14 protein-coding genes and 1 pseudogene are annotated in these 18,367 nt (G+C 71.7%); 4 read left to right on the forward strand and 11 right to left on the reverse strand.

All coding sequences use genetic code 11. The features are described from left to right. Positions 1 to 6: 6 nt before the first annotated feature. The 7 genes from ABT129_RS27460 to ABT129_RS27490 all read right to left on the reverse strand — a co-directional run bounded on the left by ABT129_RS27460 (position 7) and on the right by ABT129_RS27490 (position 10,049). Positions 7 to 2,259, reverse strand: coding sequence for a pectate lyase-like domain-containing protein (locus tag ABT129_RS27460; protein ID WP_351906948.1), 2,253 nt, complete (start codon positions 2,257 to 2,259; stop codon positions 7 to 9). A gap of 65 nt (positions 2,260 to 2,324) precedes the next feature. Next, positions 2,325 to 3,689, reverse strand: a complete 1,365-nt coding sequence (locus tag ABT129_RS27465) for a ricin-type beta-trefoil lectin domain protein (RefSeq protein WP_351906950.1) — start codon at positions 3,687 to 3,689, stop codon at positions 2,325 to 2,327. A 412-nt stretch (positions 3,690 to 4,101) separates the two neighbouring features. Continuing rightward, complete coding sequence (locus tag ABT129_RS27470; RefSeq protein ID WP_502981928.1) at positions 4,102 to 5,706, reverse strand: MFS transporter; 1,605 nt, start codon at positions 5,704 to 5,706, stop codon at positions 4,102 to 4,104. Positions 5,707 to 5,808: 102 nt separating this feature from the next. Continuing rightward, positions 5,809 to 6,582, reverse strand: coding sequence for an ABC transporter ATP-binding protein (locus ABT129_RS27475; protein ID WP_351907046.1), 774 nt, complete (start codon positions 6,580 to 6,582; stop codon positions 5,809 to 5,811). Between the two features lie 199 nt (positions 6,583 to 6,781). Continuing rightward, entirely contained in the window at positions 6,782 to 7,822 is a 1,041-nt protein-coding gene (locus ABT129_RS27480; RefSeq protein WP_351906952.1) for a taurine ABC transporter substrate-binding protein, read from the reverse strand. A 182-nt stretch (positions 7,823 to 8,004) separates the two neighbouring features. After that, positions 8,005 to 8,856 carry an ABC transporter permease gene (locus tag ABT129_RS27485; RefSeq protein WP_502981933.1) on the reverse strand — a complete coding sequence of 284 codons (852 nt, stop codon included), beginning with the start codon at positions 8,854 to 8,856 and terminating at the stop codon, positions 8,005 to 8,007. A 44-nt stretch (positions 8,857 to 8,900) separates the two neighbouring features. Then, on the reverse strand, positions 8,901 to 10,049 hold the full coding sequence (locus tag ABT129_RS27490) for an LLM class flavin-dependent oxidoreductase (RefSeq protein WP_351906956.1): 1,149 nt from the start codon (positions 10,047 to 10,049) through the stop codon (positions 8,901 to 8,903). A 614-nt stretch (positions 10,050 to 10,663) separates the two neighbouring features. On the opposite strand from ABT129_RS27490, the gene ABT129_RS27495 reads away from it, so the two are divergent. Continuing rightward, the gene (locus tag ABT129_RS27495; protein ID WP_351906958.1) at positions 10,664 to 11,407 is read left to right on the forward strand and encodes a class I SAM-dependent methyltransferase; all 744 of its coding nucleotides are present in this window, start codon (positions 10,664 to 10,666) and stop codon (positions 11,405 to 11,407) included. A gap of 94 nt (positions 11,408 to 11,501) precedes the next feature. Beyond that, complete coding sequence (locus ABT129_RS27500) at positions 11,502 to 12,050, forward strand: GNAT family N-acetyltransferase (RefSeq protein ID WP_351906960.1); 549 nt, start codon at positions 11,502 to 11,504, stop codon at positions 12,048 to 12,050. 91 nt (positions 12,051 to 12,141) lie between these two features. On the opposite strand, the gene ABT129_RS27505 is transcribed toward ABT129_RS27500, so the two are convergent. Continuing rightward, the gene (locus ABT129_RS27505; RefSeq protein WP_351906962.1) at positions 12,142 to 12,333 is read right to left on the reverse strand and encodes a ferredoxin; all 192 of its coding nucleotides are present in this window, start codon (positions 12,331 to 12,333) and stop codon (positions 12,142 to 12,144) included. Positions 12,334 to 12,388: 55 nt separating this feature from the next. Then, the gene (locus tag ABT129_RS27510; protein WP_351906964.1) at positions 12,389 to 13,582 is read right to left on the reverse strand and encodes a cytochrome P450; all 1,194 of its coding nucleotides are present in this window, start codon (positions 13,580 to 13,582) and stop codon (positions 12,389 to 12,391) included. Between the two features lie 194 nt (positions 13,583 to 13,776). Between ABT129_RS27510 and ABT129_RS38095 the strand changes: the two are divergent. Both ABT129_RS38095 and ABT129_RS27515 read left to right on the forward strand, forming a co-directional pair. Next, positions 13,777 to 14,340, forward strand: a pseudogene (locus ABT129_RS38095) (macro domain-containing protein); the annotation flags it as partial. A 261-nt stretch (positions 14,341 to 14,601) separates the two neighbouring features. Next, positions 14,602 to 16,215 (forward strand): ADP-ribosyltransferase domain-containing protein, encoded by a 1,614-nt coding sequence (locus ABT129_RS27515; protein ID WP_502981934.1) that lies wholly within the window; start codon positions 14,602 to 14,604, stop codon positions 16,213 to 16,215. Positions 16,216 to 16,310: 95 nt separating this feature from the next. On the opposite strand, the gene ABT129_RS27520 is transcribed toward ABT129_RS27515, so the two are convergent. Then, positions 16,311 to 17,519: a glycoside hydrolase family 64 protein gene (locus ABT129_RS27520; protein WP_502981929.1), complete on the reverse strand. Its 1,209-nt coding sequence runs from the start codon at positions 17,517 to 17,519 to the stop codon at positions 16,311 to 16,313. A 148-nt stretch (positions 17,520 to 17,667) separates the two neighbouring features. Continuing rightward, the gene (locus tag ABT129_RS27525; RefSeq protein ID WP_351906968.1) at positions 17,668 to 18,354 is read right to left on the reverse strand and encodes a DUF4230 domain-containing protein; all 687 of its coding nucleotides are present in this window, start codon (positions 18,352 to 18,354) and stop codon (positions 17,668 to 17,670) included. Positions 18,355 to 18,367 lie beyond the last annotated feature (13 nt).

Below are 18,367 nucleotides of genomic sequence, written 5' to 3' on the forward strand. Positions count from 1 at the left end.
GTCGTCTCACGGGTGGCTCACCAGGTTCGCGACGTTGGTGGAGGAGTTGGACGGGCCGCCGCGGTCGTTGACGACGTGCCGGATCGTGCCGGTGCCGCCGAGGGAGACGGTGACCATGTTCCGGAAGCGGACGTCGGGGCGGTGGGGTGCCTCGATGGCGTGCTCCGCGGTGACGCCGGGGTTGACGTTGAAGTAGCAGTAGCTGCCGAGCCCGTACGCCTGATGGCTGGTCACGGAGTCGGCGACCTTGTAGGCCGCGTAGCCCTGGGTGGAGCCGTTCATCCAGGCGGCCTGGTTGGGCGGGTCGTACGGCATCTCGTTCTGGTAGAAGTACGTGCGCCCGCGGTTGCCGTTCCAGATCGTCTGGTGCTTCTGGTAGTGCTCGACGAACAGGCCGTACATGGTGACGTCGTCGCCGTTGACGACCAGGCCGGTGTCGGCGGTGTTGACGGTCCAGCCCACGCCGGCGCCGTGGTCCGCGCGCCAGACCCACAGGTGGTCGCCGATGACGTGGTCGCTGTTGACGACCAGGCTGGTGGTGGCCTTTCCGACGGCCGCGCCGCCGACCCGGAAGTAGACGTCGTGGAGCGAGGTCGGGTTCGCCGCGTGGGAGGCGGACGATCCGGCGGGACCGAGCTCCAGCAGCGTCGGCGAGTTGACCGTACCGGCGTCGAAGAGGACGCCCGCGATCTTCACCCCGTCGACGTCGGCGACGGTCATCGCGGTGATGCCGTTGTCGGGGACGAAGGTCGCCAGGCCGAGGCCCAGGATCACGGTGTCGGGGCGGGTCACCCGGAGGGTCTGGTTCAGGTGGTACACCCCGGGGGTGACGAGGAGGTTCCTGCCCTGCGCGAGGGCCGTGTTGATCTGGGCGGCCGTGGTGCCCTGCCGGACGACGAAGAAGGTGTCGATGCCCAGGGAGGTCCCGGCCGGGTTCCCGCCGCTCCAGGTGGTGGCCGTGGAGTCGGTCCGCGTGGACGGGACGAACACCCGGTAGGCGCCCGCGTCGTCGACGTACAGGAAGGGCTTCTCGCGGACGACGGGGGTCTGCGCGATGGTGGTGTACGGAGGGCTGGGGAAGCTGGTGTTCGGGACGCCCTGGCTGCCGACGAAGACCATGTTCCAGTTCGAGCCCGTCCAGGAACCGAGCTGGGAGTTCCGGGTCAGCCACTGCTGCTGCGTGCCGGAGCGCACCTGGCCGTCGATCTTGGAGTCGGCCATGAACCCGCCGCTGGACCAGCCGCCGTCGCTCAGCTCCAGATTGCCGCGCACGTGCATGCGGCGGTACGCCGAAGCCTGCGAGACGGCCCAGCGGTCGGTGCCGCCGGTGGGGGTGACCGAGAGGTTCTCGGCGCCGCGCCAGAAGTTCTGCGTCGCGTTCTGCGGCGGGAACCAGTCGGCCTCGACGTGCACGGCGCCGTTGATCGTCACGGAGTCGGGCGACTGGCCGAGACCGAGCACCTGCGTGTAGAAGCCGACGTTGACATCGTTGTTGTACGTGCCCGGCTTGAACAGGACGGCGTACCGCTCCGGCCCGAACTGGTTGGTCTCCTGCCGCTGGAAGATCGTGTTCAGACGGCTCTGGACGGTTCCCGAGGGCATCGACGGGTCGAGGACCACGACGTGGGGGCCGAGGTCGACCTCGCCCGGCGCGGTGGAGACCGGGGAGACGCGGAACCGCTGCGCGGCCGTGCCGTTGCAGGTGTACTGGACGAGCTGGACGCCGTCGGCGGTGGACGCGGCGGGGACGTCGAGGCACTTCCCGCTGTTGCGGTTGACGAGGCGGAAGGTTCCGTCCCCCTCGTCCACCGCGCGCCACTGCTGGTTGAGGCCGCCGCCGTACGTCCACAGGTGGACGGGCGCGTTGTCGGCGGTGGAGACGTCGCTGACGTCCACCACCTGGGAGGGGTCGTTCCGGCTGCCGATCCTGACGTGGCCGTCGGAGGTCGCCGTCACGCTCCACTGCTGGGCGGTGGTGCCGTTGCACCCGTACTGCTGGACGGCGGTTCCGTTCGAGGTCGCGGCGGCCCTGGCGTCGAGGCACTTGCCGCTGCCGGAGTTCACGACGGTGACCGTTCCGGTGGGGATCTCCGCGGCGGCGGCCGAGGGCGCGGCCGAGGAGGCGGGGGAGAGCGCGACGAGCGCCGACGACAGGGCCGCGCCGGCGATCAGCACCGCCCGGAGGCGGCGGGGGCGCGGGCGGGCACGGGCGGGACGCCGGGATCCGGCGCTCGCTCGAAGGGTGGAGAGGGCGGGCATGGGGCTCCTTGAGGGGGGAGACGTACGGGAGGTGCCGCGGGTGCTCGGGGCGGGTCGCCCGGGCGTCAGCCGTTGTAGGCGGCGAGGATCCGGGTGAACTCCCACGGCTGCTGCCCGATGCCGGAGCAGGTGTCGGCGCCGCCGCCGGAGCACGGCCGGTCGCGGTTGACGGACCAGAAGGTCAGCCGGGCCAGGTGCCGCTGCTGGGCGTAGGCGAGGATGGTGCGGAAGTCGGCCTGGGTGATGGTCTCGCCCACGTCCGTGACGCCGTTCATCGAGGAGACGCCGGTGTGGCGGTAGGCCTGGTCGTCGCTGTAGCCGTACGCGTTCTTCACGGCGGTCTTGAGCCCCTCGGCCGCGCGGACGGTCAGGGTTCCCATGTTCTGGCCGTTGCCGCCGAAGTTGAACGGCATGATCGTCCAGCTGTCGACGGTGAGGCCGGCCGCGGCGGCGCGGTTGATGAGGCTGGTGTCGGGGCCGTTCTGGCCGGTGCCGAAGGTGACGTACACCTTCAGGCCGGGGTTGTTCGCCCGGACGGTCCTCAGGGCGTCCACCGTGCGCTGCTGGACGGTGGGGCTGTCGTACGCAGCCGCCTCGATGTCGATGTCGATGGCCTTCAGGCCGTACGCGTTGATGACCTTCTGGTACGCGGCGGCGAGCTCACCGGCGCTGGAGCAGGAGCTCTCCAGCTTGTTGCCGCTCCAGCCGCCGAAGGAGGGGATGACGTCGCCGCCGGCCGCCCGGACGGTGTTGACGGTCTGCTGGTCGACGCCGCCGAGGAGCGGTCGGCCGCCGTCCCACTGCGGGTTGCAGTAGCCGTTGCTGAGGACGAAGGCGAGCGTGAACCACTTGACGCCGGTGGCGTTCATGACGGTCGTCGGGCTCGGCGGGCTGCCCCAGCCGTTGTAGAGGTACGGGGCGACGGCCATGTTCCCGCCGGGGGCCGGGCCGGTACCGCCGGCCGGGGGAGCCGTCCACTTCTGGTTGGCCGCCCCGGTACACGTCCAGAGCTGCAGCCGGGTGCCGTTGGCCGAGCTGTTGCCGGTGGCGTCCAGGCACTTGTCCGCCTGCGGATTGACGAGGTCGCGGGCCGCGGTCACCGTCCAGCGCTGGGCGGCGGAGCCGTTGCACGCCCAGAGCTGCACCGTCGAGCCGTTGGCCGTACCGCCCGAGGTGACGTCCAGGCACTTGCCGAGGGCCTTGATCGTGCCGTCGGCGCCCACGTCCCAGGTCTGGGCGGCGGTGCCGTTGCAGTCGTAGAGCTGGACGGGGGTGCCGTCGGCCGTGCCGGCCCCGGCGACGTCGACGCATCTGCCGCCGATTCCGGTGATCCGGCCGGCGGCGGCCTCGGCGGGAGCGGTGGCGACGGTGAGACCACCGGCGGCGAGGGCGAGGGCCGCCAGGGTGACTGGCAGGCGGGTCCGGTGCATGGGAGTCCTCTCGGGTGGGGGCGGCACGTCGGTGGGACGTGGTGCCGGAGGAGCGGTGAACCGAAGGGGGAGTTCATGGACATGAACGACATCCCACTTTCTGATCGATGAAAGTAAAGGTCTGAACCAGACACGTCAAGACTCCGCGCGTTCGGGGCTTGAACGCACAACGCGGCTCCACAGGGCGGGAGTTGAGATGTGGTGAGTCTTGGCGTGAAGTCTTGACGGCATGTGTGCGAGCGGCGGCGCGAACGGGGGCGACTGCTGCAGGGACTAGCGGCGATCTGCGATCCGATCTGCGATCTGCGACCGGTGATCGGCGAACGTGATCGGCGGACTGCGGCTGGCGGCGGACTGCGGGAACGCCGCATGCCCCGGCGAAGGTCGCCGGGGCATGCGGACGGCGTGTCGCTCAGTCCTCCGGGACCTTCTCCGTGACCCGGGTCCCCGGGTGGGCCAGCGCGCACAGGAAGGCGACGGCCAGGGCGATCGACATGCCGTAGAAGACCCACTGGTTCGCCTCGGCGAAGTCCATGCGGATCGCGTCGCCCGCGCCCTGCAGCGCCTTGGCCACGGGCCCGTCGCCCGACGGGCCCTGGCCGTCCGGGTGGCCGGTGACCGCCTCCGCGACCTTCCCGGCCGTCGCCTCCGCCTCGGCCTGCGGCAGGCCGCGCGCCTGGAGGGTGGCGGTGATCTTGTCCGTGGAGACATGGGCGAGGACCGTGCTGAAGACGGCCATGCCGATGGCGGCCGCGTAGTTGCGGATCGTCTGGGTGATGCCGGTGACCTCGCCGTACGACGCGCCGATGGAGCGGTTGACGGCGTCGGTGGAGGCGGGGGCGAGGAGGAAGCCGATGCCGGCGCCCGCCATCGCCGCGTACGGCCACTGGTCGTGCATCGACAGGTCGGTCAGCTTCTGGGCCCAGAGGTAGAAGCCCACCGCGCCGAGCGCGCAGCCGATCTTCATGGCCGGGCGGGCGCCGCGCTTGTCGAGGATCTTGCCGCCCCACTGGGAGGCGATGGCGAAACCGATGAAGAAGTACAGCAGGAACAGCGCGGCCTGGTTCGGCGAGGCGCTCAACGACACCTGGGCGTACACGGACGAGAAGAAGAAGACCGGCACGAAAGCGAGCATCGCGAAGAACAGCACCAGGCTGTCGACCGTGAAGGCCCGGTCCCGGAAGACGTCGAAGTTGATCAGCGGGTGCGTGGTGCGCCGCTCGTAGCCGAAGAACAGCACCAGGACCACCAGACCGCCCACGATGCACGCCCAGGTCGCGACGGTGCCCCAGCCCCAGGACGACGCCTGCTGGAAGCCCAGCACGCTCAGCCCCATGCCGACGGCGACGAGCGCGGCGCCGACGACGTCCAGCCGCTCGTGGCGGCGGCTCTCGGGGATCCGGGCGAGCACGGTGAGCACGATCGCGACGATGGCGACCGGCACGTTGACCCAGAAGATCGCCCGCCAGGTCCACGCGGTCAGCCAGCCGCCCAGCAGGGGACCCACGGCGGTCAGCGCCCCGGACAGCCCGAAGAAGAGGGCGAGTGCCCGGCCGCGCCGCTCGACGGGGAAGACGGCGATGACCACGGCCAGCGCCGCCGGGAACATCAGCGCGGCGCCCAGACCCTGGGTGGAACGGAAGATGATCAGCCACGTCACGGCGAAGTCGCCCGAGGGCACGCAGCCGCACAGCACCGACGAGATGACGAAGACCAGCGTGCCGATCAGCATGATCCGCCGGTGTCCGAACAGGTCGGAGAGCCGCCCGCCGAGCGCGAAGAACGCGGCGAGCGAGAGCAGGTAGGCGTTGACGACCCACTGCATGCCGGAGGCGGAGAGGCCCAGTTCCTCCGTGATGCTCGGGGCGGCGATCGACACGATCGTCTGGTCGATGAACGTCATCGACACCGCGAAGAGCATGGCCGCGAGCGCCAGCTTCTGGCGGGGCGCCCGGGAGACGTCGGCGCCGGACGGCGTGGTCGGCCCGGACGGCGCGGGTGTGGGGTTACCTGCCATGTACGGATGATCGCCCCGCGCCCCCCGACGTGCATGCCGAGCCCGCCACCCGGGGGGCCGGTCCGCGCCGCGCGCACGCCGCCGCACCGGCCCCCGTACTCCTCAGACCTGCCCGGACGCCCGCAGGGTCGCCCGTGCCAGCTCCGCGCGCAGGGCGCCGAACGGAGCGGCGCCGCGCAGCGCCGCGACATCGACCCCCGAGCCCCGGGGCAGCGGTACGGCGACCTCGTCGACCACCCGTCCCGGGCCCGCCGCCATGACCAGGACGCGGGAGCCGAGGAGTACCGCCTCCTCGGCGGAATGGGTGACGAAGACGACGGTCGTACCGGTGACCGCCGCCAGAGTGCGGACCTCCTCCTGCAAGCGTTCGCGGGTCAGGGCGTCCAGTGCCGCGAACGGCTCGTCCATCAGCAGGATCTGCGGTTCGGTGGCCAGGGCGCGCGCGATGGCCACGCGCTGCTGCTGCCCGCCCGACAGCTCCCACGTGCGGCGGCGCGCCATGCCGGGCAGACCGACCAGCTCCAGGAGCTCCTCGGTGCGACCGGCCCGCTCGGCCCGCGGAACCCCGTGCCGGGCCAGGGCGAAGGCGAGGTTGCCGCCCACGGTGCGCCAGGGGAAGAGCCGGGGCTGCTGGAAGACGACACCGGTCTTCCGGCTCACGCGGACGGTTCCCGAGGCCGGCCGCTCGAAGCCCGCGACGAGGCGGAGCAGAGTCGTCTTGCCGCACCCCGAAGGGCCGACCAGGACGACGAACTCGCCGGGTGCGACGGTCAGCGACACGTCCTCGACGGCTGTTACCGGGGCCTTCGCGGTGCCGTACCGGACACTCACGCCGACGAGCTCGACATCCGGCTCCGGTGCGGTGCCGACCGCCACCGACGGCGCGGCCTCCTCACCGGGACGGGACGCGCCGTCGTCGGCTCGGGCATCGACGTCGGCCTCGGTCGTCTCGGAGGCCTCTGAAGCTTCGGCCGTCTCAGCTGTCTCAGCCGTCTCTGAGGTCTCTGAAGCCTCAGCCGTCTCGGAGGCCTCGGCGGTCTCCGCCGCTCCGGCGCCCGTGGTGCTGCCGCGCACGTCAGCCGGCGACACGGGACAGCTCCTCGACCGCGAGCGCCTTCTCGAACACCGTCAGATCGGGGACGGCGTCGACGGCCTTCTGGCCCTTCAGGAACTCCGCGGCGTCCCGCAGGTTCCCCGCCAGCGCCCCGGGCGCGCCCGGCGTGCCCAGGTAGGCCGGTGCCCGCTGCTCCTTCGCCGTCAGCAGGACCAGCTGCGCGAGCTGCTTCTGGGCCTCCTCGGGCTTCAGGTTGAGCTCCGCGCCGATGGAGGCGGCCGCCTTCGCCGGGTCGCTCTTGGCGAGCTTGACCGCCTGGTCCTCCGCCGACAGCCAGGCGTCGACGGCCTCCGGGTGCCGCTCGGCGAACGCGTTCGTCACGATGCCCAGGTCGGCGGTGGGCTTCCCCTGAGCACCGATCTGACGACTGGTGACCAGGACCTTCCCGTCCTTCTGGAGCTCGGTGAGGCTGGGCGTCCACACGTAGGCGGCGTCGATGTCGCCGCGCTGCCAGGCGGCCAGCGCGTCCTGGGGCTGGAGGTCGATCAGGTTCACGTCCGAGGCCTTCAGGCCGGCGGACTCCAGCGCGGCGAGGAGCGAGTAGTGCGCGGTGGACCCGAACGGCGCGGCGATCTTCCGCCCCTTCAGGTCCTGCACGGACCCGAACTCCTTCTTCGCGACCAGCGCCTCGTTGTCGCCGATCACATCGTGGATCCAGAGGACCTTGTACGGGATGTTCAGCGGCGCGGACAGGCCCTTGGTGACCGGGCTGGAGCCGATCAGGCCCAGATCCACCGACCCGGCGATCACGGCGGTGTTCACGTCGCCGCCCGAGTCGAACTTGACCCAGCGGATCTCGGCCTCGGGCAGCGCCTTCTCCAGCAGGCGCTGGTTCTTCACGACCAGGTCGGCGTTGGGGATGGCCTGGTAGGCGATGCGTATCCGGAGCTTGCCCTTGTCGTTCCCTTCGTCCGAGGCCCCGCCGCCGCAGGCGGTCACGGCCAGGGCGAGCAGTGCGGTGGCGGTCGCGGTGACGACGGTGCGGCGGGGGTGCAGGGGCATGGGACTTCTTCCTTGGCTGTGAGAACGGGGAACGCCTGGAACGGTGGAGCGGGCGGACAGGGGCCGGATGGACCGGGCCGGACGGGTGGCGCGGGCCGGAAGGGCGGACCGGGCCGGACGGGTGGCGCGGTGGGGAACGGCGGGGCCGTGGGCGTCGGAGGGGGACCGGATCGGCCGGCCGGTCAGACGCGCCCCCGCCACGGAACGGCGGCGCGCTCGACCCCCTTGAACAGTGCGTCGAGCACGATCCCCGAGAGCCCGATGGCCAGCAGACCGGCGATGACGAGATCGGTCTGGTTGTAGCGCTGCGCGTCGCGGATCATGCCGCCGATGCCGGGCACGCCGTTGATCGTCTCGGCTGCGACGACCGAGGTGTACGCGATGCCGACCGCGATCCGTACGCCCGTGAGAATCTCCGGCAGCGAGGCCGGCAACCGGATCGAGAGCAGGACGGAGACCGGCCCGGCCCCGAGGGCGTGGGCCGCCTCGACGAGATCGCCCGGCACTCCCCGTACCGCCGCCGCGGTGGCCGCGGTGATCGGGGGCAGCGCGGCGATGACGAGCAGCCAGATCTTGGGGGCCTCGTCGATCCCGAACCAGATGACGAGGAGCGAGAGGTACGCCAGCGGGGGCAGCGTCCGCAGGAAGGTGACGGCCGGCTCCAGGACGACCGCGAGCGGTCGGACCACGCCGATCAGCAGTCCGAGCGGGACGCCGACGAGCGTCGCGTACCCGGTGCCGATGCCGATCCGGCGCAGGGAGACGCCCAGGTGCTCCACGAGCAGATGGCCGCTGACGCCCCGTACGCCGTCGTGGACGGTGGACGCGCGGAGGAAGGCCTGCCAGACGTCGCCGGGGGCCGGGACCAGGACACGGGGCCACACCCCGGCCGCGACCACGGCCTGCCAGGCCGCGAGCAGGACGGCGAGGGCGAGGAGCCGCAGCGCCGTCCAGCGCAGCACGTCCGCGCCCCGCCGCGACGGCGACGGGTGGGCGTCGGAGCGGGACCTCCGGGCGGTGGCGTCCGCGGCCACCCCGTCGGGGCCCGCCGTCTTCTTCGCGGTGTCGTCGATGACGGTCACGCCGCCTCCCCGGCCGCGCCCGTACCCGCGTCGGCCGAGGCGGACGCGGCGGCGAGGGCGCGCAGTCGGGGCGCGACCTCCTCGCCGACCCGGTAGGCCTCCTCCAGGTGCGGATAGCCCGAGAGGACGAACTCCTCGACGCCCAGCCGCCAGTACTCCCACAGACGTGCGGCGACCTCGTCGTGCGAGCCGACCAGCGCGGTTCCCGCGCCCTCGCGGACGAGCCCGATCCCCGCCCACAGGTTCGGCGCGACGGTCAGGTGGTCGGCCGAACCGCCGTGCAGCGCGGTCATCCGGGCCTGCCCGGTGGAGTCCATCCGGGCGAAGCGCTCCTGCGAGGCGCGTACCGCCTCCGGGTCGAGACCGGCGAGGATGCGGTCCGCCTCGCCCCACGCCTCCGCCGCGGTGTCGCGGCTGATGACGTGCAGCCGCAGGCCGAAGCGCGGGGCGCGGCCGAGCAGTGCCGCCTTCTCGCGCAGCCGGCCGATCCGTTCGGCGACGGCGGCCGGCGGTTCGCCCCACAGGAGCTGGACGTCCGCGTGACGGGCGGCGACCTCCTCCGCGGCCGGTGACGCACCGCCGAAGTACAGGGGTACGGGTGCGGTGAGCGCCGGATCGTGCAGACGGGCGGCCTCCACGTGCACATGTCGACCCGTCAGATCGACCTGACGTCCGTCCAGCAACTCACGCACCACATGCATCAGTTCACCGCTGCGCGCGTACCGCTCGTCCTTGGCGAGGTGGTCGCCGTACGCGCGCTGCTCGGTCGGGTCGCCGCCGGTGACGACGTTGAGCGCGATCCGGTCGCCGAACAGGCGCCGGAAGGTGTCGGCCTGCTGGGCGATCAGGGTCGGCTGGGAGAGCCCGGCGCGGAAGGCGACGAGGAAGCCGATGCGTTCGGTGAGCGCCGCGAGCGCCGGAGTCAGGACCCACGGATCGACGCAGCCGAGCCCGACGGGGGTCAGCAGCTTGGCGAATCCGGCCCGTTCGGCGGCGCGTGCGACCTGGGCCAGGTAGTCGACGTCCGCCAGGCGGCGGGTCGCGGCGGCGGTGCGTCCCTGAACGGCGGTGACACCGCCGGGGTCACGGCCGTCCCCGCCGGTGGGCAGGAACCAGTGCAGTACGGGCGCGGCGGACAGGGACATGCTGAAGGCACCTCGAAGGGGTAAGGGCGCGGACGTGTGCTGCCGCCGCACGGCGTGCGGCGGCGCGGGGCGGCGACGGTGGAGAAGGCCCGCCCGGCGTGCGGGGACCGACCGGCGGGGCGGTTCGGAACCTGGTCGTACCGGTCCCGGACCGCGCCGGTACGGCGCACCGACGTGCGGGTGGAGCAGCGTGAAGGGGAGTCAGGAGCCGGTGCCGACACCGAGGGAGACGGTCGCCGCCGCCCCTGCGCCGCCGCGCTCACGGCCGGTCCGCCGGAGTCCGGGCCCGACGAAGGGACACCGGCCCCGGAGAGCCGAGCGGCGGAGCGGTGGAGTGCCTCAGGGCGAGAAGGGAGAACGCGGACCGATGAGGGTCAGCGGCAGGCGGCGCGACAGCGGCCCGGCCGACACAGCATCCCGGCGACACGCATGAGGTCCACGTGTCGGCGGCGGACGAGGTCGGAGTACATGCCCCGCATCCTGACGGCGGTGCCGTCCCACCGACAACTTCGTTCCATCATATGGACATACCGGTTTCGGATCCTGGACCGCGGTCGCGGAGTCCACCGATATCCACTGGACGGGTTCGGACGCGGAAGGACAGTGTGGGGAGCATGCAGGAGAAGCTCTGGGACACCGAGACCGCTCAGCGTTACGACACGCCCGGGACCGGCATGTTCGCGCCGGCGATCCTCGGACCGACCGTCGACCGCCTCGCACGGCTCGCGGGGGAGGGGGCCGCTCTCGAGTTCGCCGTCGGGACCGGCCGGGTCGCGGTCCCGCTCGCCGAACGAGGTGTGTCCGTCACCGGCATCGAGCTGTCGCGTCCCATGGTGCGGCAACTGCGCACCAAGGCCGACGAGGCGAGGATCCCGGTGATCCTCGGCGACATGGCGACGGCCACCGCCCCCGGGACGTACAGCCTCGTCTACCTCGTCTACAACACGATCTCCAATCTCCTGACCCAGGCCGAGCAGGTCGCCTGCTTCCGCAACGCGGCCCGCCATCTCGAACCCGGCGGCCGGTTCGTGGTCGAGCTGTGGGTGCCCGAGCTGCGCAGCCTCCCGCCGGGGCGGACGGCCACCGTCTGGCAGTCCGATCCCGGGTACATCGGCATGGACACGTACGACGTCCTGGACCAGCAGGTCGTGTCGCACCACTTCCACTTCGACGACGAGACCACCGAGGCCCGTCTCTTCCGCAGCCCGCACCGCTACATCTGGCCCGCGGAACTCGACCTCATGGCCCAACTGGCCGGGTTCGAGCGGGAGACGAGGCACGCCGACTGGGAGGGCACCCCCTTCACGGCCGAAGCGAGGTCCCACGTCTCCGTGTACCGGCTGCCGGTCGCCTCGTAGGGGTGTCGGTGTATCTGCGTATCGGTGTATCGGGGGTTCGCGAAGCTCAGGGGGTTCAGGGGGTTCGGATGAAGGATGGTCCTACCATGGGGTCATGTCCATGAAGCCGTCACGGGTCGAACTGAGCCCGCTCACCCTCGCCGACCAGGACGAGTTCTGCTCGCTCGTCAGGGCCAGCGCCGAGCTCCACACGCCGTGGATGCAGCTGCCCACGACCGCCGAGGAGTTCCGGCGCTGGATGACCCGTTTCGAGGACGGCACCAACCAGGGCTTCCTGATCCGCGTCCGGGAGACCGGTGAGGCCGCCGGCGCGGTCAACATCAACTCGATCATCCGGGGCCGCTACCAGGGCGCGTCCCTCGGCTACGCGGCCTTCGCCCCGTCGGCGGGCCGGGGATACATGGTGGAGGGGCTCACCGCCGTCCTGCGGTACGCCTTCGACGACCTCCGGCTCCACCGGCTGGAGGCGAACATCCAGCCGGGGAACAAGGCGTCCTTGGCCGTGGCCCAGCGCCTGGGCTTCCGATACGAAGGCCTGTCGCCCGCCTATCTCTTCATCGACGGAGCCTGGCGCGACCACGAACGGTGGGCCGTCACGGCACCCGCTCCCTGGACGCCCGACCCCTCGCTTCCCGAGGTCTAGGCAGGTCTCCCCGGCCCGTGTGCGGGCACGGGGTGCTCGGCGCGCGTCGGGGCCCGACGGGGTGCGGAACCCGGCCGGGCCACGGCGCCTCCTACTCGGCGACGGTGATCGCCCGTACGGGGCAGGCGCGGGCCGCCTCCCGTACCAGCGGCCCTCCGAACCCGTCCGGGCGTCCGGGCGCGACCGTGCCGAAGCCGTCGTCGTCCTGGGTGAAGTCCTCGGGGGAGACCAGGGCGCACTGCCCGGCCCCGATGCAGACGTCCGTGTCGATCGAGATGCGCACCGGCGCGGTTCCCTTCGTCAACTGACCAGCCCTTCCGCTCCGCAGGACCGCTCGCTCACCAGGTGACCGGCAGTTCGAGCATGCCCTGGATCGTGTCGCCCGGTGTGAAGGGGATCTCCTCCGCGGGCTTCGCCAGCCGCAGTCCGGGCAGTCGGCGCAGCAGCGTGCCGAGCGCGATCTCCAGCTCCGCCCGGGCCAGGTTCTGTCCCAGGCACTGGTGGACGCCGAAACCGAACGCCACGTGGTGCCGGGCCGGCCGGGCCCAGTCCAGGGTGTCCGGATCGGCGTACACCTCACCGTCGCGATTGATCAGCGAGGTCGAGAACACGACCCCGTCGCCGGCCCGGACCACGACGCCGCCGATCTCGACGTCCTCACGCGCGACCCGCAGCATCCCGTCCGCGATCGACAGGAACCGCAGCAGCTCCTCCACCGCGGTGGGAATCAGCTCGGGCGCGTCCCGCAGCTCCGTGAGCCGCTCGGGGTGGCGCAGCAGGGTGTACATCCCCAGCGAGATCATGTTCGCGGTGGTCTCGTGGCCCGCGACGAGCAGGATGGTCGCCAGCTGCACCAGCTCCTCGCGGTCGGGGCGGCCGTCCTGCCGCTGCCGGGCCAGCAGGTCGTCGAGCACGCCCTCGCCCGGTTCGGCGCGCTTGCCGTCGAGAAGACCGCCGAGGTACTCCTCCAGTCGGGCCAGGGCGTCCTCGGTGTCGGCGGCCGTGGGGCCGCGCAGCAGCCGGCGGGACTGCTCCTCGAAGAACTCGTGGTCCTCGTACGGGACGCCCAGCAGGTCGCAGATGACGATCGACGGCACCGGCAGCGCGAACGCGCTCACCAGCTCCGCCGACGGCCCCGCCGCCTCCATCGCGTCGAGCAGTCGGTCCACCGTCGCCTGGATGCGCGGGCGCATGCCCTCGGTGCGCTTGAGGGAGAAGCTCGGGATCAGCATCCGGCGCTGTGCGTTGTGCTCGGGATCGTCCCAGCCGAGCAGCGCGGCCCGCCTCCGCCGGCGCACGGACGCGGCCCGCTCGGTCGGGAGCGGGAAGTCGTGCCGGGTGGAGTCGGTGGACAGCCGCCGGTCGGCGAGCAGGGTCCGGGCGGCCTCGTGTCCGGTGACGACCCACACCTCCCGCCCGTCCCAGAGGGTGACCCGCGACAGCGGGCGTTCGTCGCGGAGGGGGTCGTAGGCGGCCGGCGGGTGGTAGGGGCAGGTGCGGTTCTGAGGGAAGGCCACGGCTTCGGTGGTCATGTGAGGACCTCTCAGGCTGCGGATCGTCGGCTCCGGGTGGGGCGGCGCCACCTCCACTACATGCCTCAGGCATCTATTTGGTCTACACGTAGTTCGGCCATTCCGTCGGATGGCGTAGGGGAGGACGGAGGGGGAGCGGGGAGAGGGAGGCGGAGGAGGGCCGGGGACGGCGGCCGTGGTGGTGAGCGGCGTCGATGTCAGTGGTGGGCGATAGCTTCGAGGGTGTTCGGAAGAGTGTGCGAAGGGGTGGATTCGTGGGTGTCGAGCATGCGTTGAAGGTCGTCCTCGTCGATGTCAACGACGAGGTGGTGGCGGCCTGGCGGTCCGCGTTCGCGGACACGCCCGAGGTCGAGATCCGGCAGGGCTCCCTTCTGGACGTGGACGTCGACGCGTGGGTCTCCCCGACCAACGCGCGGGGCCGGATGGACGGTGGAGTGGACGCCGTCGTCAAGCGGCACCTCGGCGCCGGGATCCAGGTGCGGGTGCAGCGGGCGATACGCGAGCGGTTCGGCGGGAGCCTGCCGGTGGGCAGCGCGGTGTGCGTCCCGTCGGGCGCGGCCGTGCCGCGGTACCTGATCTCGACGCCGACCATGCGCCGGTCCTCGCAGAACATCAGCGAGACCATGAACGTGGCGCTGGCGTGCGCGGCCGCGTTCCAGGCGGTGCATCTGCAGAACAGGGCGAAGCCCGGCAGCATCCGGTCGGTGGCGCTCGTCGGGATGGGGGCGCGGACGGGGCAGGTGCCCGCGCAGGTGTGCGCGAACCTCATGTGGACCGGATACGCCCTGTTCCACGACCACGGGTTCGCGGGCTACGACGAGTTGCGGTCCGCGGTGTGGGCACAGCTCGCCGACATCGAGGGCGCGGGGGCGACGCAGCGGGTGCGGATCAACGTACCGAAGCCGCCTGCTCCGGCCGCCGAGGCCGAGGCCGAGGCGAAGCCCGCGCAGGCCGCGGCGGCGGGAAGCGGTGGTGACGTTCCGGCCGCGGGCGGCGCGGACTCCCCGGCCGGGGATCCGCTGGGCCTGGCCGAGCTGTTCACCGGTGGCGGGGAGCCGTGGCTCCCCCTGCTGGGCCCCGTGATCGAGGCGCAGCCGGGGGCGGGTGACTTCATCGGTCCGAAGCGCAGCCCGGAGGTCGTGCCGGTCCGCGAGTTGACGTTCCAGGCGTTGAAGCCGCATCCGCCGCACAAGTGGAAGGTGGTCGCCTTCGGGCAGAACCCGTATCCCCGGGCGGAGAGCGCGACCGGCATCGCGATGTTCGACAACACCTTCCACGACTGGAAGGACAGCCAGTTCGGACGGGTCGTCAGCGTGCGCTGCATCGTCAAGGCCGCCGCGATGTGGAAGTACGGCATCGCCAAGAAGACCCCGATCGCCGACGTCCGCGCCCTCCTGAAGAAGGAGGACACGGTGCAGCCGCCGGAGTGGTTCCAGGCGATGCTCACCCAGGGCGTACTGCTGCTGAACGCCTCGCTCACCGCGAGCGCCGACGGGGCGATGCCGACCGACCGGCACACGTCGTTCTGGCGCCCCGTGGCCGAGCAGATCGTCGAGGAGATCCTCCGCGCGAAGCAGGACGCCGACGAGGAGGACCGGGGTGTCGTGTTCGCCTGGTGGGGCGCGCACGCCCGGAGCCTGAAGCGCGTCGTGCAGCGGCTGGAGAAGAAGTACCCGGGTGTCGAGGTCCGGCACCTCGACCATGTGAATCCGGCGGCGCAGGGGGACGTCTTCTGCGAGGGGGACCACTTCGCCCAGGTGAACGACGCCCTGGCGGCGGTGGGTGCCGAGCCGATCGACTGGTTGCCGCGCAGGGGCTGGGACGCGCAGGCGGCCGGAGCGGGCGGTTCGGACGGCGGGGTCGCGCAGCGGATGGGGGCGTTCATCGCGTCCACGATGGAACTGCACCAGCTGTATCTGGAGCGCCTCACCAGCGTCAAGGACGAGGGGCTCGTCCTTCCCCCCATCACCGGGGTGTTCGACATGCCGCTGATGGACTTCCGCAAGGCCGTCGAGCCGGTGTCGAGGGTCCTCGCGCGGCTGGACCGGCACATCGAGCGGTCGAGCCGGTTCGGCGAGACCAAGGTCGCCGACGCGGAGGCCGCGGGCGGGACGACCGGGACGGGGGAGGTGGCGTACGGGGCGGGGCTGTCCGCCGACGCGATCGCGGCCCTGTACCTGTACACGTGCGAGTCGGCGTTCTACCGCGAGATCAACGCCGCGCTGCGCCACCCTGACCGTGAGCGGGTCGTGCCCTACCTGCCGTATCTGCGGCTGCTGTTCTCGGCCGTGGAGGCCCTTCCGGCGCAGACGCGTCCGCTGTGGCGTGGCGTCGCGCTGGACCTGCGCTCCCAGTACCCGGTGGGGCGGACCGTGGCGTGGTGGGGCGTGTCGTCGTGCACGTCCGAGCTGAGCGTGGCCAGGGCGTTCCTCGGAAGCCGTGGCAAGCGGACCCTGTTCGAGGTGACGCCGGCGCGGGCGGTGGGGATCCGCCGGTTCTCCGCGTTCACGGGCGAGGAGGAGTACATCCTGACCCCCGGCACCCAGCTGAAGGTGACGGAGGTGAAGGCCGAGCGCGGAGGCCTGTGCACCGTGCGGCTGACGGAGCTGGAGGGGCAGGGCCTGGTCTCCTAGCGACCGCCCGCCGAGCCGGGGTGGGGGTGCCGGTGTGAAGCCACCGGCACCCCCACCCCGCACGCGCGGGGCGTCCGGAATCCGGCCCCGGCCTCCTAGTTGAACGGGTCGAGCGTCACGTACGCCTGCTGGGGGTTGCCGTCGTGGACCAGTGACTCGTGGGCGCCGACGTCGTCGAAGGCGAAGCCGTACGCCTTGCCGTCGGCCATCTGGGCGTGGATCTTGCGGGAGTAGTGGTTGGTCACCGCGTCCTGGTAGAAGCCGGCCGACGAGGTGTCCGGCTGGTTCGGGTTGGTGAGGAGGGTGGAGCGGTTGTAACCCGCGCAGAGGGTGCGGGAGATGGGGCCGCGCACCTGGTCGTTCGGGGCGTCGAGGAGCTTGTAGCAGCCGAAGACGCTGTCGGAGTCGGGCTTCTGGAAGGAGGTGACGACGGCGCCGGACCCGTTGGTGAAGTTCATGACGTTGCCCGAGACCCGGCCGAAGTACTTCACGTTGGGCTGGTTCGCGAACGGCGTCACGGTCAGGGTCGACGTGGAGTACTTGCTCCAGACGCGGTTGATGTAGTCGTTCATCACCCCCGGCGACAGCGCGCCGGCCTCGATGCCGTGGCCCGGGGCCAGGGCGCGCAGCACCGTGCCGTCGGAGCGGGTCTGGATGAGGTTGGCCCAGCCGCCGGGCTGGCCGCGCAGCGCGTCGAAGAAGCCCCGGTAGCCGCCGGGCTTGAGGCGGCCCGTGTTCGCGACGGTGCCGTTGGGGCGCTTCACGCCGACGGCGTACGGCGCCGAGACCATGTCGACCTGGGTGCTGTTGAGCCAGAGGCCCGAGTCGTTGAGGGTGTACTCGGACCAGTTGAAGAGGATGTTCCTGTTCGGGTCGCTCGGGTTCTGGACGGCGGGCTGCACGAGGCCGCCCGTGGCCACCTTGAAGACGAGCTTCTGACCGTAGCTGAAGTAGATCCGGCCCGAGAACTTCGGCATCCGGATCGTCATGGACTGACCGTTGGCGGGTCCGGCGATGGAGGCGTCCGGCGCGGGGGAGGGGACGGAGCCCCCGGCCGGCCAGGGGTGGAAGGTGCCGTTCGCGTCGGCCCATCCCTGCCGGCCGGTCGAGAGCTCGGTGCCGAGGTTGTAGACGTAGACCTGCTCGCCGCGGCCGGAGTTGTTCGCGAAGGTGAGCGGGATGGTCGTGGGGACGGCGGCCTGGACCGGGTCCGACGGGACGGCGACGGTGACGGCGGTGCCGATCAACGCGGCGGCGGCCAGTGGAACGAGACGGGCGCGTGTGCGCCTGCGGCGTGCGGACACGTGAGAGCTCCTCGGGGGTGGGGGGAGTCCGTGGGGGGAATCCGTTGGGAGGCGTGCTTGAGAGCGCTCTCAAGAATGGTGAGGCTGGTATGAACCTGTCAATGGTTGCGGGCGATTCGGGTGGGCGGTCACGCCGGTGACTCCGGGCTCAGGCGTACGTGACCGTGACCTGTTGGAAGCCCAGCGCGCGCAGCAGTCCCTGGAGCATCGACGTGGTGTTCCGCTCGGCCCGCAGGGTCAGGTCGCTCTCCTTGGCCGCGTCGCCGATGTGGTCGGCGGCCAGCTCGTGTACGGCGCGTTCGTCGGCCGGGTTGTCCGAGAACAGGTCACCGAGCCGGTCGAGCAGGCCGCGTTGCTTGGAGACCGCGTAGGAGCGCTTGGGGTCCAGCGCGGGTTCGGCCAGCCGCGCGTGCGGCAGGCGGATGGTGGCCGTGGTGCGGTCCTCGTTCACGCGCACGGAGTCCTGGCCGATGCCGCCCAGATCCACGTACGCCCGCACGTTCCCGCTCGCCACGTACAGGGTGCGGGTCCCCCGGATCGAACTGGGCAGGAACCGGGCGTCCTTCTCCAGGTCGACGACGACCTGGAAGGTGCCGACGGCCCCCTCGTACCGGTGCATGTCCTGGATCGACTGCAGCAGCGCCGGTCCGGAGCGGTCCTTGGTGTCGGTCCCGAACACGTCCCCCAGCCCGGGTATCTGGACGAACCGTCCCAGCAGCACCAGGACCACGGCCAGGAGGAGGAGCACGGCGGCGCAGCCGGGCACCCCGCGAAGGCGCCCGCCGAGCCGCGTCGTCCGGCGTGCGGGTCTCTGTTCCGTCTCTTCTTCTCGCATGGCCATCTGGTGC

Source organism: Streptomyces sp. NPDC002057 (assembly GCF_040296665.1).
Classification (GTDB): Bacteria; Actinomycetota; Actinomycetes; order Streptomycetales; family Streptomycetaceae; genus Streptomyces.

Coding starts and splice junctions, on each gene's coding strand:
- ABT129_RS27525 (WP_351906968.1), bottom strand. CDS start 18,354: ATGCGAGAAGAAGAGACGGAACAGAGACCCGCACGCCGGACGACGCGG.
- ABT129_RS27495 (WP_351906958.1), top strand. CDS start 10,664: ATGCAGGAGAAGCTCTGGGACACCGAGACCGCTCAGCGTTACGACACG.
- ABT129_RS27480 (WP_351906952.1), bottom strand. CDS start 7,822: ATGCCCCTGCACCCCCGCCGCACCGTCGTCACCGCGACCGCCACCGCA.
- ABT129_RS27490 (WP_351906956.1), bottom strand. CDS start 10,049: ATGTCCCTGTCCGCCGCGCCCGTACTGCACTGGTTCCTGCCCACCGGC.
- ABT129_RS27510 (WP_351906964.1), bottom strand. CDS start 13,582: ATGACCACCGAAGCCGTGGCCTTCCCTCAGAACCGCACCTGCCCCTAC.
- ABT129_RS27465 (WP_351906950.1), bottom strand. CDS start 3,689: ATGCACCGGACCCGCCTGCCAGTCACCCTGGCGGCCCTCGCCCTCGCC.
- ABT129_RS27500 (WP_351906960.1), top strand. CDS start 11,502: ATGTCCATGAAGCCGTCACGGGTCGAACTGAGCCCGCTCACCCTCGCC.
- ABT129_RS27470 (WP_502981928.1), bottom strand. CDS start 5,706: ATGGCAGGTAACCCCACACCCGCGCCGTCCGGGCCGACCACGCCGTCC.
- ABT129_RS27460 (WP_351906948.1), bottom strand. CDS start 2,259: ATGCCCGCCCTCTCCACCCTTCGAGCGAGCGCCGGATCCCGGCGTCCC.